The organism is Bacillus cereus group sp. N12, assembly GCF_016483575.1.
Lineage (GTDB): Bacteria > Bacillota > Bacilli > Bacillales > Bacillaceae_G > Bacillus_A > Bacillus_A toyonensis.
In genome coordinates this window covers 43,750-58,899 of the sequence record NZ_JAEHBO010000007.1, presented here as the reverse complement: position 1 = coordinate 58,899, position 15,150 = coordinate 43,750, and the positions used below count along the sequence as shown (strand labels likewise).

Here is a 15,150-nt window from a genome sequence, read left to right as displayed (position 1 = left end):
TCTCCTTTTGTAATGCAAGAAATACAAGATGAGTCCTATCCTGTACATTTGTTAATTGTATTGGTATGTAAAATACCAATACAAAATCCATAAATTCTTGAAAGAGGTTGAAAATGTATGATCGTTCCAAAGAAGTTTTTTCACATTTCGCATTATAAAAAGATGCTACCTGTAGTATTACTTTCATGTGTAACGCTTATAGGCTGTTCCAATAGTAATATTCAATCCGAACCTCCGAAACAAACAAAACAAGAAAATACAAGTAATCATTCTTTTGTTAAACTTGAAAAAGAATATGATGCTAAACTTGGTATTTATGCATTGGACACAAGTACGAATCAAACTGTTACTTATCGTTCAGATGAACGTTTTGCATACGCATCTACCCACAAAGCACTTGCTGTTGGAGCACTGTTACAAAAGAAATCAATAGAAGATTTAGAACAAAGAATTAAGTATACTAGCAAAGATCTTGTGAATTACAATCCAATTACTGAAAAATATGTAGATACAGGTATGACTTTGAAAGAACTTGCGGATGCTTCCATTCGATATAGCGATAATACTGCACAAAATCTTATTCTTAAGCAATTAGGTGGGCCAAGTGAATTCAAAAAATCACTGAGAGAAATAGGAGATACTGTCACAAATCCTGAACGTTTTGAACCAGAATTAAACGAAGTGCAGCCAGGAGACACTCGTGACACTAGTACCCCAAAGGCATTAGCTACTAGTCTTCAAGCTTATGCGCTAGGCGATATACTTTCAATTGAGAATCGGAACTTTTTAATAGATTTGATGAAAAGAAATACTACGGGGGACAACTTAATTCGTGCTGGAGTTCCAGGAGAATGGGAAGTAGCCGATAAGACTGGCTCTGGATCTTATGGAACAAGGAATGATATCGCAATCATTTGGCCACCAAATAAGAAGCCAATTATTCTTGCGATACTTTCTAATCATGCGAAAGAGGATGCGAAGTACGATGATAAGCTTATTGCAGATGCAACGAAAATAGTGTTAGATGTTTTAAAAGTAACGAATAAATAATAATAGTCATGAATGTAAGCTGCTCCTACTTTACGGTACATATCGTTTGAAAGACATTTACGTATATAAACGCTAAGAAGTATCATTGAATGTATTTAAATTATTCAATACCAAATAATAAGCATCTCTTGTTAAAAGGGTGATTATGTTTTAAATGAGCAAATACTTTATATATAGCTTTTGAGTAATCCAATTTTAGTTTTTTGAAATTTAGTATGCAGCACTGGAATACACGTTTATTCACTATAGTTGTCGAATATTCTGTGCTTAATTATCTCCAGACTGATATACTATAAACACAATTGTTCTTGAAGGGTGATGATATTATGTATGAACAACAAAATAATAGGGATAGAGATCAAAAAATGATGTTTTCTATGCAAGGAATTCCCACAAATAAAGTTAACATGAATCAATTACCTAAATGGATTAGAATTTTCGGCTATTGTGCGTTTGGTTGGATGATAGTATTTAGTTTCATTATGATTGTAGGTTTAATTCTTCAATAACTATACAGATAAACAATTAAACAGGACGGTATTTAGATCATATATCTAGGTAATGTCCTGTTTTTCATATATAATTCCTCATTGATATAGTTAACCGGTCATAACAAAAAGAACCTGTAGAATATTCTACAAGTTCTTTTTTTAATATTGTTAAAAAAGGAACAACAAACTATCTTAACATTCAATACAGGGAGACCATTTTGATTATGGCTTGGTTTTATTGTATATCAATTATTAATATTTGAAGAAATATTTTTTTAATATTATGTGAATTAAAAACCTAGAGTGTTTATTTTAAATTTCATTTACTACTAACTTCTTCTTACTTAAATAAACTGCACGATCAGATTTTTTAGCAACTTCCTGTGAGTGCGTCACAACAATAATACATTTATTTTCTTTATGTGCAAGTTCTTGAAACAGTTCTATTATATCCATTGCCGTTTCTTCGTCGAGGTTTCCTGTTGGCTCATCCGCAATCAGTAAATCAACATTACAAGATAATGCTCGAGCAATTGCTACACGCTGTTGTTGCCCGCCACTTAGTTGCAGAACGTTACGTTTCGCTTCTACTTCTGTGAGTCCTACCTTTTCTAATAATTCTAATGCCCTTGCAGTTTTATTTTGCACTTTAACACCTGTAATTTCCATTGCTGTTAGGACATTTTGAAGAGCAGTCATATAGGTAATCAAATTATAAGATTGGAAAATTACAGATACATGTTGATTGCGGTATCGATCCAAACCAATTTTTCGAATATCTTTTCCATTATACAGGACATAACCATTTTTAGGGACATCCAGTCCGCAACCTAAGCTCAGAGTTGTGGTTTTACCAGATCCAGATGGTCCTAAAATTGTGTAGAAATGCCCTTTTTGAAAAGAAAAATTAACATTATCTAGTATCGCTACATTTTTCCCATTACTTTCATAATAATAATCCAAATTTTTAAATTGTAAAATCGTTTCCATATCGATCCTCCTTATTCATCTTTTAAAAGAATTTGTTTTGGATTTAAACGTAGAATTGATAATGCTGGAAGAAGCGTTGCTAATATAGCAATAGCTAGTCCTATCCCTCCCATTTTGCCTACATCTTCTCCTGTTATACTTACATCAATTTTATCAATCGGATCCTCTTTTTGATTTTGTACAGTTCCACCAGGTCCAGACATCATTACAGTCCCATTTTGCGGGTTGTTTGTTTCTTCGCTTGCTGTAGCAACTTCACTTGAAAGTAAATTATCCCCTATATATTGAGAAACTTTAGCTCCTGTTGTTATGGATAATCCAAAAGATAAAATAGCAATACATACTACTTCTACTACGAACTGCGCCATCAGCTTCCACTTTTTTTCTCCAATGGACAATAGAATCCCCATTTCTTTACGACGTCCTTTAATCGATAACATAATGATTAATCCTAATATAATCGCACCTGCAATTGATACAATATAAATAATCATTTGAGAAGTAGATGAGATATTTTCGATAGGCCCAATCATTTGTTTGTACAATGAATCATGTGCATCTAATTTATAGTAATTAAAATTAATCTTAGATTTTTTTGCTTCTTTTTTAAATGCTTCAATGTTTTGTGGGTCTTTCAAGAAATACACGACTTGAATGCTACTTATACCTTGATCTACTTCAAATTTTTTCATAGTTGAATGCGGCATATATAGTTTATTAGCTGGATCCATTATAGGAGGGGCCTGTTGACCCATTGCTTGCTCATTCGTTTCGTAAATACCGATAATTTCAACCTCGAGGGTTTCCTTCTTATCCCCTGATTGCACTTTAACTTTGTCTCCTACTTTCAAATTGTTTAATTCCGCTAATCGTTTTTCCATTAAAGCTACATTCTGATCTTTCATCTGTTCTGTAATTGGTTTCCCATCAATGATTTTACTTTTTCCGTTCTTAAAGCTTTCTTGTAATGCAGTCTTGCGAACTCCCTCAATCATAAAGGAAGCATTCATATCTATTTCTGTACCGGAGCTTGAACCGCCTCGTACAGCCGCCATTCCCGCTTTACCCTTTCCTTCTTCTTCTCCTTCTGAAGCTCCTACTAGTTTAAGTCCATCCGAGATTCCGAATGTATTGCTTATGTAATTATAGTCTTTTACATACTTTGACTTCGCTAATTGATCTGCTTCTTTCGTGTTGAGCTTCGGTGGATTAGGCATCTCTCCAGTTTCCTGAGCCTGTTGACCTAATTTGTCAAAATCAAGACTTAAAGTAACATCTGCACCTAGTTTTTTTCTTGCTGCATCCGCAGCTTTTTTTGATGCATTTTGGATTGTAAATCCTGCCAACACTAAATTTGTAACAATTAGGAAGACTGCCATCAAAATTAATGATGTTCCTACTCTTTTTTTCATACTGAGAATTGCTCTTTTCATAAAGTTCATTTTTTTCTTACCTCCTTGATAACTTATATTCTATATAGGTTATCTAGAGTCTATATGGAGCTAATCGGTAGTTTATCTAGAGATATAAGGAGTTTATGTGTAGTTATGCAATGACTTAGTCAAGAACTATTGGTAAGGAGGTAGTCTTATTGGTTAAGATTCATTGAATGAGAGCATAAAAATCTATGCTTATTATGTAATTTCTATAGAGCAAATTAAAAGCACCCTATTTGAATGGTTATATGTGTGTTTGTTAAATATGAAAATCTATTAATGAGTTGGTCGGATTTTTTAATAATAATATTGTGTTAAAAAGCCTAACATATCATTTTATAAGTTAGGCTTTTATGTTATCTATAAGAAAAAGTTATAGAGACTCATAATATTTTATAATTTAACCTATTGTATTTAAACAAGTAAAATAAAAGTAACAAGTGCATACATTAAGGAGGTTTTTTAATAGTGACAGAAACTATAACATTTAGGATTGCTACGGCAGATGATTTAGATGATATTGTAAAAATGCTTGCTGATGATGTTTTAGGCAATAAAAGAGAGCGCTATGAAACACCACTCCCTGATAGTTATATAAGAGCATTTCATGCTATTGATTGTGATCCAAATAATGAGTTGATTGTAGCGTGTGATGGGACGGAGATTGTTGGTCTTCAACAAATTACATTTACGCCTTACATTGCACGTCAAGGGGGTTGGAGAGCTACTATTGAGGGGGTACGGACAGTCTCATCAAAACGTGGTAAAGGTATAGGAACTAAACTTATTAAATGGGCTATTCAACGTGCTACATTGCGGGGATGTCATTTAGTACAGTTAACAACAGATAAAGAACGACAGGAAGCGTTGCAATTTTATAAGAAATTAGGATTTAAAGATTCTCATGAAGGATTAAAACTTTTTCTTTAATGAATATTGTTATTTATATAGCAAAAAGACGCATATTGTAAGGTTCATTGACTATCAGCTTCGAAAACTATAGTAACTATCACTGTATAAAATATACAAATTGACACATTGTTTATCATATAAATTACATCACTTCAAACGGTGTATCTTTTGATACGTAAATAAGCAAGTTAATGTTCTCTCATATGAATGAGAATATTAATTTGTTTTTTAAATTGTAGTATAAATTATTTATGGTTTTATTATATTATTAGTTTTATAATATACAAATTCATCACCTGGTTTTATACTTCAAGCACGTAATATTAGGTAAAAAGAATATCTTTAATTTAATATACAGCATAAATAAAACATAAATTTTGTCCATGTTTTAAATAATATGTATTTTGGAGGAAGTTAATTTGATTTTTTCAAAACTCATTGATCGATACGCCTTGTATGATTTGCACAAAAAAAGAAGTGGAGAGTTTCAATATACTTCTCTTTCTAACACCGCACTAGATATAAAGGACATAGAATTTTTTTATAAAGTACAACCATCTAATATTCATTTTAACATTAAGCATGCAAAGCAAGAAAAGGAATACATGGTTGGACAGTTCAAATATAAAAGCTCGGTTCAATCTGGTGATTCACGCAACGATTCTGTAACTGGGGAATTATTTTTACATGAAAACGAAGATGCACCTCATGTCATCTTCGTTCACGGTTGGAGAATGGATTCTAACGAACGTGTAAAAAAAATATTTCACGACCATATGACTAACTTGAAGTGGAATATGTATTATTTTACTCTACCCTATCATTTTGAAAGAAAACCCAACCAATCCCTATTCAGTGGAGAGTACATGGTAAGTGCTAATATTGAACGAACTGTACAAGCCACTAGACAAGCGGTAGCTGATTTACGAACTTTGATTAAATGGATTAAAGCAAATAAAAATGGTCCCTTGATTTTAATAGGAATCAGTTTAGGTGGGGTTATTACAAACCTAACAGCTCTTGTTGAATCAGACATTGATGTATTGGCATCCATTTTCTACGCGAATCGACTTTCATATTCAATTTGGAAGACAAATCCAGGTAAATTCATTAGAAAAGATTTGGAACATCATGGTGTAACGTATAATGATTTAATAGATTATTGGAAAATTACTGAACCGAGTCAAGCATTACCAAAAGTGAAAAAAGAAAATATTTTATTAATTTCAGGCAAGCACGATCTATATGTGCACCGTGAGGATACGGACTACTTGTGGGCATCTTGGGAAAAACCTACTCGATATATTTATACATGTGGGCATGCTGGGATTGTTCTTAAACGTAAAAAAATCGCAACTGATACTATCAATTTTATTCAGAATCAATTGAACTCCCCACACTTTCCCAATGTGATGCTTTAAAGTAAGAGATTACTAAGTACAGGATTATATACTTATAATGTTTTATTTTATACTGAGCTCATTTTTAAATCTTTCTATTGTCATCTCCCTTAACCTTGCATGATTGGAAAATGATATAGAATTTAGGAAGTAACTATGAAATAACTCGCCATATGGAAAAGCGCTACTTATTCACCAGATATTATTGTTTACCCTGTTTATGCAATATTACATATAAAAAAGAGAAGAACACTGGTGAGTTCTTCTCTTTTTGTTTATCTTTTTTATTAAATTGTAATATAATTACAGTATGTGAAATTATACTAATTTAACTTTAAAAGCGAAGTGAGCATAATCGTCACTTCGCTTTTTGCATGTACAATCCTTATTACATGTACTAAATTCAGTATATACTTCCACATGACTTGCTTTTATTTAATCGGTTTCGCTGTTTTTAAAACGAATGAACTTAATGCAGGAACTTTAATTTTATTATTATGGACAACATAAATTGTTTTACTACCTGCCTGCTTACCATCTGCTAGTACTTTCCAAGGACCTTTCGATGGAAGCGTTATGTCAACAGCCTCTCTATTTGCATTGTGTGCCACCATAAAGTTTTCATTTTTATTCCCATTGCCCTTTCCATCTATTGAATAAGCCACAACATTTTTGGGAGCATCTATAAATGATATATGCTTTTTAATTTGCTCAGTAGATGTCATTCGAAAAGCTGGGTACTTTTTGCGTAAATCTATTAAGCCCTTCATATAATCTACTTCATTATTATATGCTGCACGGCGTAACCAATCCATCTGGTTAATTGAATCAGGAGATTTGTAACTGTTATGATCACCATATTTCGTGCGCATAAACTCTTGCCCTGCATGTAAAAATGGAATTCCTTGTGATGTTAATAAAATTGAAGAAGACAATTTGTGCATTTGTTTTCGCACTTCTGCACTGTCACCTGGATTAGTTAACTCAAGTTTATCCCATAATGTATGATTGTCATGTGCTTCCACATAAGTTAATACCTGTTCCGGATCTTGATAGGTAGACGAATTTGTATCGTAGTCAATACCTGCCGTAATACCTTTTTTAATACGATCTTCCATGTTTTCCTTTCCATTTATAAAACCATTTTCCTTTTCCTCAAATACACTACCTTTCAATCCATCACGTATATTATCGTTAAAATGAGCAATCCCTTTCATTTTTTCTGCATTTTTTTGATTTGCTTTCAATTTAGCTGCAAGAGGTGTATTTAAATCCCAACCTTCCCCATGCAGAATAATAGAAGGGTCAATTTGATTAACAGCTTTACGTATTTCATTCATCGTTTCATAATCATGAATGCCCATTAAATCAAAACGGAATCCATCTAAATTGTATTCTTTTGCCCAGTATGTTACAGAATCAACCATAAATTTCCTCATCATTTTTCGTTCTGAAGCAGTATCGTTTCCTACTCCAGTTCCATTTGCAAATGTTCCATCTTCATTGTAACGATAATAATAACCTGGAACTAACTTATGAAAATTAGATTCAGCAGCACTATACATATGGTTATATACTACATCCATCACCACACGAAGATTATTATCATGCAGTGTTTGAACCATTTGCTTTAATTCAGTTATTCGAACAGTCGGCTCATAAGGATTTGTAGAATAGGAGCCCTCTGGAACGTTGAAATTTTTCGGGTCATATCCCCAGTTGTATTGCGGTTCATTTAAAGTTTCTTCATTTACAGAAGCAAAATCAAATATCGGTAAAAACTGAACGTGAGTAACACCTAGATCCTTTATATGATCAAGTCCTGTTTTTACACCTTCTGGCCCTTTTGTTCCTTTTTCTGTTACACCTAAATACTTCCCTTTCTGTTTAATATCACTTTCAGGTTGGATGGAAAGATCGCGTACATGTAACTCATAAATAATAGCATCTTCCGGATTTTTAAATTTTGGCTTTTTGTTTGCTTTCCATTTTTTCGGATTTGTTTCTTCTAAATTAACAACCGCACCTTTATCCCCATTTACAGAAGCAGCACGCACATACGGATCAACTGCTTCAGTCCACTTATCACCAATTTTGACTTTATACGTATAAAAGAGCCCTTTTTGGTTCCCCTTTAGTTCTGCAGTCCAAGTTCCTTTGTCACTTTGCTGCATGTTTATTTCAGCACCTATTTTATCGTTCCAGTTTTTATATGTAACTAACTTCGCTTCGCTTACAGTAGGAGCCCATAAACGGAACTTTGTATGTTGCGCGGTATATGTATTCCCTAAATCGTTACCACTATAATAAAATAAATTATCAAATTCCTCGCTACGAATGACTTTACCAATTTCAGTATTCGTATCAGCTAAGTTTTCTATTTTAACTTTGTATGTTTGTTTTAAATCAATTTTCTGTTCCGTAATTATTTTAACCTTATTAGTAATATCTCCACTGTTTATATCATAAGGACTAATATTCTTAATTTTAATGCCTTCAATTTCAATTTTCTTTTCCTTAATATTAAACGGGACATTAGTCGTTACAGTAATTTCATGGAAACTATCAATAGTTGCTTTTTGAATTGAGAGATCCGATGAAGGCTTAGAGTTATATACTTTTTCATCACCCGAAAGAATCCATACTTCAGCACGACCGTCCTTTATATTTTCAATCCAACGATCCCCACCATCTTTTTCCCATTCATTTGTTCGAACTATAAATCCTACACGATTATAGTCACCGTCTATTTTTATCTTAGCGTATTTTCCAAATTCATCTTCACCAGTAAATTCATAAGATGTACCATTCGCATTTTCTCCCCATAACCAAAGATTCCAGTCTTTTGTATTTCCAAGCTTTTCTTTGTAATGAATGATAATTTCAGTTGTTTTTGAATTTGAAACTGCCTTCACACTCTGAAAAGGGAAAACAGATGATAACATAACGATTATAGTAAGGAATAAAACTGATTTGTTAATTAATCTTTTTGTCATTTGCACCACATACACCCTTTCTTTAAATAGTACGAGCGATTTATTATGCGCGTCTAAATTACACTGCTTAAATTAATTTAGAAATCTCTTGTACTTCACCCCCATATTGGCTATTTTCACGTCTGTATTTCAATGATCTTTTAATACGAAAACGTTTGCATTAAAACTTAAAAAAATAGATTTCTTTATGCCTTCATATATTTGTAAATACTAAAAGATCAGGGAAATCATTTTAAAGCAATCGTTTGTTATCGCTTTCATTCTATAGCACTTTCTATTAAGAGGTCAATATATTATTAATTTTCTGTTTTTATATACTTTTAACCTTATATATTTTTCGCAACGTATTGAAGATAGACAGCCTAATTATCGCTTAGTAAGTTTATGTTCAATAATGCATTGCTGCATAATAAAACAGCTAATATCCTTAAAATGATATTAGCTGTTTTTCATAATGTATTAATATACGAATGATAACTATATTTCTAAATTACTTAATTTTTGCTGCATCAAATGCTTTTTGAACTGCTTGAACTTCAGCTGTATTCGCACCATATTTATTAGTTGCCACTCGAATACATGCAGACTTCAATTCTTTGAAATTAGAAGTCATGTTTAACTCATCTGTATTTGCATAATAGAAAATATCAAACATTTTATCTTCACCAATTCCTTTAACAGTTACTCCGTTATGAGTTCCGCCTTTTGCAATGAGATACGCAACTTTATTAATAATGCTTGAATTAAAATGAACGCCGCCTTGATCCCAGCCATTAAAATCGTTAAATTCACTGTAATCATCTGGATAAGGTACTCCAAGTGAAGATGGCACAGAAGCTGGGTTTTCCATATCACGGAAAACAGATCCGGTTTGTTCTCCCATTGTCCAGTTAAATGTTCCGTTATTTACGTATTTCTCAATAGATGTTCCCATAATATCAGATAGCGCCTCATTAATCGCGCCAGATTCACCGTAATATTCAAGATTAGATTCGCTAGAAGTAACAGCATGTGTAAATTCATGTCCAGCTACGTCATATGCTTTAACGATAGGATCGCCATATACAAGCATACTTCCATTATTAGCACTTAATGCATTCTGCCAATTTTTCGGATCATTCGTATCTTCAGAATCCCAAGCATGTACAACTGAAACTACCTTTTGTCCCTTATTATCAAAACTATTACGCTTGTATTTATCTTTATAAAAATCAAATACCTTTGTTGCTAAGTAATGAGCACTTACTGCTTTTGGATCGTTAAATGTTGTTGAAGTACTAGTTGCTAATGTACCAGGATAATAGCTTTCTTCTTTAGTAATATCTTTGTAATTCACATCATAAGTTTCAATACCTTGCCCTCTTGTATAATCAGCAAGCGCATATTTGCCATTACTTTGTTTAGAAATACCAAATGAACGAGAAATACCTAAATCATCTTTTCCTGTTCCAGTTAATGATGTAAGACTGCTTTTTTTACTTTCCTTTAAGGCTCCAACTAGTTTTTCACTTGCTTTTAAGTTAGATTCTTGTACCATATTTTTTAACATATCGCCATTTTGCGCATTTACTAAATAAGTTCCAGAAACATAGTTTGGTGTTGCAGCTTCAAATGTAACTTGGTATGCATTGCTAGCTTGTCCATTATTTTCATCAACAAAAATAACTTCCTTAATTTCTGGTTCAGAAATAAACTTGATATCGTTCCCGTACTTCGTAAAAATATATTGTTTTGCTTCATCTTTTGATAGATTAATAGGTTTTTTCAATTCTTCTTGTTTTAAATTTTGCGCGCTATCACCTGAAACACTTTTAATAACCCCTTTATTATCTACGTGTGCAGTTAATTGATGGCCATATACTTCTTTTCCTTCATATGTTTGCTGCATACGTACAAGTGTAGTTCCATCATACGAACCACGTTTTTGAAGGACTTTATAATCTACTCCTGCTTCTCCATTGACTTGTTTTTGGGACAGAGCTTGCTCTGTTTTCTCCTTAAGTGCATCCTTTACTACATTTTCTGGTGTCTTTTGTGACGGTTGTGTCAGTTCACCCGAACGGAACGATTCTTCCTGAATTTGAACTTGTAGTTGATCTGTTTCCTCTGCATGACCTATTCCATATGGTGCCACAGCTGTTAAAGCTAATCCTGTTGTTAATGCTACCTTAGTTAATGTCTTTGTGTTTTTCATTTTTTCACCTCGTATAATTTTTGAAATAGAAAGCTTGTACAAAGTATACTGTCTATTCATGTCGAAAAAAAGAGAAAATACAAAATTTATGTAATATTATGCAAAATTACATAAATTGTGGTCAATATTGTAAATAATGAACGGAACACATATGTACATTAATTTGAATAAAAAAAGAGTCCTTTTTGGCAGCGCTCATCCAATTGGTTAGTTATTAATTACCTATATTTATTCTAATAAAAGTACAGTTACATCTAAATAACAACATAAAAACCCACTCTTTACTATTGTAAGAGTGGGTTTAATGTTATTAAAATAACAATTACTATAAGAAACCTTATAATTTATATTTTTTAGTAACCCTACTAAGTTTTTTATAAAGTTCACCTTTTGTCTTTGTATGATTAAACTGATTTGGATTAATATTAGCTTTTTGTGAGAGTGCTACAATCTCTTCTTTAGTAATTGAATCTTTAGTATTTATAGATGCTATATTTGTATATTTTCCATCTTCTGTTTTTGGGATTTCTAAAATCCCTTTATTTACAAGATCAACTACAGCTTTATGCTCTGAAGAATGTGTATCTACACCAGTAATTTTCCAATTACGCATAACTTTTGGCGTGTATACACCGTTCTTTACCTCTTTTAAATATGTAATAGCAAGGTTACGAATGGTTCCACCTGTTTCTCCGAATGCATTCTCTTGTTTAGATGACCAAGTTTGTTCAAATTTACGTCCCTCTAAAGCTCCCCCTTTTGCCTGTAGAGCCTCCATTCTATACGCATTCATTCCTAGCGTCATAACATCGCTCATTTTGATTGGTTTATTTGTACGAATAGAGCGCAAATTTGTAATTCTACTTCCATATGGTTTTGTTAAGTCAATTTCGTATTTTACGCCTCCAAAGAAATCGTTCGTACTGTATTTAGACGCGCGACGGTTTTTATCAAAGCTAACTGTCACATCTCCAGCACGAGATGAGTTAAAATATCCTGCTGCCCATTCCATATAGTCTTTTAAATCTTTTCCAGTTATCTTGTAAACTGTAATTTCTCCCAAAGCATATTGATAATTATACGCAATATCTTTCTTCTTTATAGGCCCTATATCCAAACGGGCAGAATCATTATCAATTTGATGGGCTACTACATCCGCTTTACTGTAATGGAGCATAACTTCATGAAAGAAATCTGATAAAGGTGTCTCTTGAATCTGCACACTTGGAATACCCTTTATTTCATTTTCAGGAACAAGGTTTCTCCCCTTTAATTGAGCAACTACAACATTTGCATCTCCTCTTGCATACTCATGAAAAGGTGTTAATGTTTCTTCAAGTGCAGAATCAGATAATACTGTTGTTCCATCAGCATTTTTTACAGGTATAGCGGTAGCTGTTTTATCTTTTAAAACAAGCTTTCCATCTTGCTTTGTAAAAGTAAGGTCAATACGTGAAATATGCGTTCCATATTTATCTGGTTCTGTAATAATTACGCCATTTACAACTTCTTTTTTTACAAGTTTATGCATATGAGCCGCAAAAATAGCGCTTAGTTCCGGACAAGCATTCGCAATATCTTGAACACCAGTACCTGGGATTCCATTCTCATTTTCTAGTCCCATATGCATAACCCCTACCATTACATCTACTTTACCTTCTAATTCTTTAATTGCCTTTTTTGTCTCTTCTACTGGATTTTTCACTACTAAACCATCCAAATGATCTGTCCCTTTTTCAAAATCACTAATCATTGGTGTATTCATACCAATAATCCCCACTTTAATTCCACCTTTTTCAACAATCGTATATGCAGGAAGAAAACGCTCTCCATTTTCCTTATAAATATTTCCTGCTAACGTCTTTCCTTTATATTGCTCACTAACTTTTTTCAATGTATCTAATCCAAAGTTGAATTCATGATTTCCAAATGCCCAGGCGTCATATCCCATTGTATTCATCGCTACCATCATTGGCGATTGTGGCTTATCGTTGAATAATTCTACTGAGTTTCCTTGAATTGTATCCCCGGCATCTACTAATATGGTATTTGGATTTTCTTGACGTACCTTCTTTATAACGGTATAAAGCTGCGTCAAACTTCCACTCATATTTGCTCCATCAAGCGCATAATCCCAAGGCATAAATCTACCATGAATATCTGCAGTACCTAACAATGTAATGTTAACATCAGATTCCTCAGCCTTAGAAATAGCTGGTTTGACTGTTACTGCTGTTACAAGAAGCATAAGAATAATAAAATAGCATACATAGTTCTTCCATTTCATTTTTTGCATAATAACAATATTTCTCCCCTTTTTGTACTGGCATAAAGTTGCTTGAACTTTAAAAATGTAACTTATTATTCGGAAAAATTCAACTACAAAAGATAATTTTGGAGGTGGTTTTACTGTGAAAATATAGAGAATCAAATGCATATTTCCCCTAACAGAATAGTATGTTATCGTTTTCTAACAAAATACTTCTTCCTCCAACGTGTGAAGAGCGCTAAACCAACGGTAGATGTATATGTGCTTTCAAAATTTTGGACATATAACTCATTTTCGGATTTCATTACCAATTTACTTCCTTCTATATGAAAATACTGAGATCACTTCCAAAAATAATAACCCCGCTCTTCATTTAAGACGGGGTTCCACTTATACAGCAAATCGGATTCAGTTTTTTTTCGAATGTTCGTTTCCTCTTCAGGAGTAAGATCTGCTAGTTTCGTATTTTCTTCTGCTTATTAGTTGCGTTCAACTACATTCATCATAATTTTAATCAGGATTTGAATTTTATCACTCGAACCCTTGATACTATCCCAAATCGCCCAATAAAAAGATAATGATTTTTACTTTTCAACTTCACAAAGCAATTTTATCTCTTTAATTTGTTCTATATGACGCTGTTCATGCAAATAGATCAGTTCTATCCACTGATCTAGAAGTAATTCTCCAAGAGCTGGATGCATCACTGATTTTTTCGCTAATATAGATTCATCTTCTATTGTACGCAGGAAACGCATCAATTCTTTTCTAGCGTTGTTTAACAAATCAATCATTTGCTGTACTTCAAATGTTTCTATACTTGGTTCAATCATTTCTGGAGCTATAAATTTTATCGATCTATCTAATACAATAGCGTGAATTTCTTTACGCTCATTTTGGATACTATCCATCTTTTTTAATCCTGACGAAATAACTGTTATAACTCTCTCGTCTAATAAAACTAAGTGATGACAAACTTGTGCTATACTCCATTTATCCTGATCTGGTTTTCTATTAAATTGAGCATCACTTAACAAAGTAATTTCCTCAAATAATTGCTTTCTCGTTTCATCAAACTTGTCATTTACAAATGTATTCATGTGAATTCTCCTTTCATTAGAACCTACATACTTAGATTCCTACGTTAGAAATATTCTCTATAGAAAAAAGATTTTCCTTCACTACTATTTCAATCAAATCTTTTCTTGCTTTAATAGTTTCTCTAATTCACGACGAAATATATGCGTTTTCTCAAAATCCTTGAGGTTTTCATGTGCTACAGCTACACCATAATACTTTCCACTGAATCCTTTCGATACAACTACGTAAAACGTTCCTAATTATCAATCTAGCATTAAGTAAATGTAAAAAATCACCCTATTTATTCATTTTTCATGCGTATGTATGTACAT

At 32.8% G+C, this 15,150-nt stretch carries 10 protein-coding genes; 4 read left to right on the top strand and 6 right to left on the bottom strand.

Annotated features, from left to right (window positions below; translation table 11 throughout):
- Positions 1-117: 117 nt before the first annotated feature.
- Both bla and JDS92_RS05870 read left to right on the top strand, forming a co-directional pair.
- Positions 118-1,050 carry a class A beta-lactamase gene (gene bla, locus JDS92_RS05875; RefSeq protein ID WP_097958649.1) on the top strand — a complete coding sequence of 311 codons (933 nt, stop codon included), beginning with the start codon at positions 118-120 and terminating at the stop codon, positions 1,048-1,050.
- Between the two features lie 326 nt (positions 1,051-1,376).
- The gene (locus JDS92_RS05870) at positions 1,377-1,559 is read left to right on the top strand and encodes a hypothetical protein (protein ID WP_000273228.1); all 183 of its coding nucleotides are present in this window, start codon (positions 1,377-1,379) and stop codon (positions 1,557-1,559) included.
- 294 nt (positions 1,560-1,853) lie between these two features.
- On the opposite strand, the gene JDS92_RS05865 is transcribed toward JDS92_RS05870, so the two are convergent.
- Together JDS92_RS05865 and JDS92_RS05860 are read right to left on the bottom strand one after the other, a co-directional pair.
- Positions 1,854-2,531 carry an ABC transporter ATP-binding protein gene (locus JDS92_RS05865; RefSeq protein ID WP_000447845.1) on the bottom strand — a complete coding sequence of 226 codons (678 nt, stop codon included), beginning with the start codon at positions 2,529-2,531 and terminating at the stop codon, positions 1,854-1,856.
- A gap of 11 nt (positions 2,532-2,542) precedes the next feature.
- On the bottom strand, positions 2,543-3,973 hold the full coding sequence (locus tag JDS92_RS05860; RefSeq protein WP_199631643.1) for an ABC transporter permease: 1,431 nt from the start codon (positions 3,971-3,973) through the stop codon (positions 2,543-2,545).
- Between the two features lie 462 nt (positions 3,974-4,435).
- Here JDS92_RS05860 and JDS92_RS05855 point away from each other — a divergent pair, with 462 nt between their 5' ends.
- Positions 4,436-4,897, top strand: coding sequence for a GNAT family N-acetyltransferase (locus tag JDS92_RS05855; protein WP_000140903.1), 462 nt, complete (start codon positions 4,436-4,438; stop codon positions 4,895-4,897).
- Positions 4,898-5,298: 401 nt separating this feature from the next.
- On the top strand, positions 5,299-6,300 hold the full coding sequence (locus JDS92_RS05850; protein WP_097958940.1) for an alpha/beta hydrolase: 1,002 nt from the start codon (positions 5,299-5,301) through the stop codon (positions 6,298-6,300).
- A gap of 410 nt (positions 6,301-6,710) precedes the next feature.
- Here the strand turns inward: JDS92_RS05850 and pulA are convergent, their stop codons facing one another.
- From pulA to JDS92_RS05830, 4 genes are all read right to left on the bottom strand, one after another.
- A complete protein-coding gene (gene pulA, locus JDS92_RS05845; protein ID WP_199631642.1) occupies positions 6,711-9,281 on the bottom strand; it encodes a type I pullulanase in 2,571 nt (856 codons plus the stop codon).
- 484 nt (positions 9,282-9,765) lie between these two features.
- The gene (locus tag JDS92_RS05840) at positions 9,766-11,469 is read right to left on the bottom strand and encodes a M4 family metallopeptidase (protein WP_097958944.1); all 1,704 of its coding nucleotides are present in this window, start codon (positions 11,467-11,469) and stop codon (positions 9,766-9,768) included.
- A gap of 337 nt (positions 11,470-11,806) precedes the next feature.
- Positions 11,807-13,765, bottom strand: a complete 1,959-nt coding sequence (locus JDS92_RS05835) for a bifunctional metallophosphatase/5'-nucleotidase (RefSeq protein WP_199631641.1) — start codon at positions 13,763-13,765, stop codon at positions 11,807-11,809.
- A 557-nt stretch (positions 13,766-14,322) separates the two neighbouring features.
- The gene (locus JDS92_RS05830) at positions 14,323-14,838 is read right to left on the bottom strand and encodes a DinB family protein (protein WP_001091625.1); all 516 of its coding nucleotides are present in this window, start codon (positions 14,836-14,838) and stop codon (positions 14,323-14,325) included.
- Between the last annotated feature and the right edge of the window lie 312 nt (positions 14,839-15,150).

What these genes read in the sequence shown, in the direction of transcription:
- bla (WP_097958649.1), top strand. Translation starts at nt 118, where the DNA reads ATGATCGTTCCAAAGAAGTTTTTTCACATTTCGCATTATAAAAAGATG.
- JDS92_RS05870 (WP_000273228.1), top strand. Translation starts at nt 1,377, where the DNA reads ATGTATGAACAACAAAATAATAGGGATAGAGATCAAAAAATGATGTTT.
- JDS92_RS05865 (WP_000447845.1), bottom strand. Translation starts at nt 2,531, where the DNA reads ATGGAAACGATTTTACAATTTAAAAATTTGGATTATTATTATGAAAGT.
- JDS92_RS05860 (WP_199631643.1), bottom strand. Translation starts at nt 3,973, where the DNA reads ATGAACTTTATGAAAAGAGCAATTCTCAGTATGAAAAAAAGAGTAGGA.
- JDS92_RS05840 (WP_097958944.1), bottom strand. Translation starts at nt 11,469, where the DNA reads ATGAAAAACACAAAGACATTAACTAAGGTAGCATTAACAACAGGATTA.
- JDS92_RS05835 (WP_199631641.1), bottom strand. Translation starts at nt 13,765, where the DNA reads ATGCAAAAAATGAAATGGAAGAACTATGTATGCTATTTTATTATTCTT.
- JDS92_RS05830 (WP_001091625.1), bottom strand. Translation starts at nt 14,838, where the DNA reads ATGAATACATTTGTAAATGACAAGTTTGATGAAACGAGAAAGCAATTA.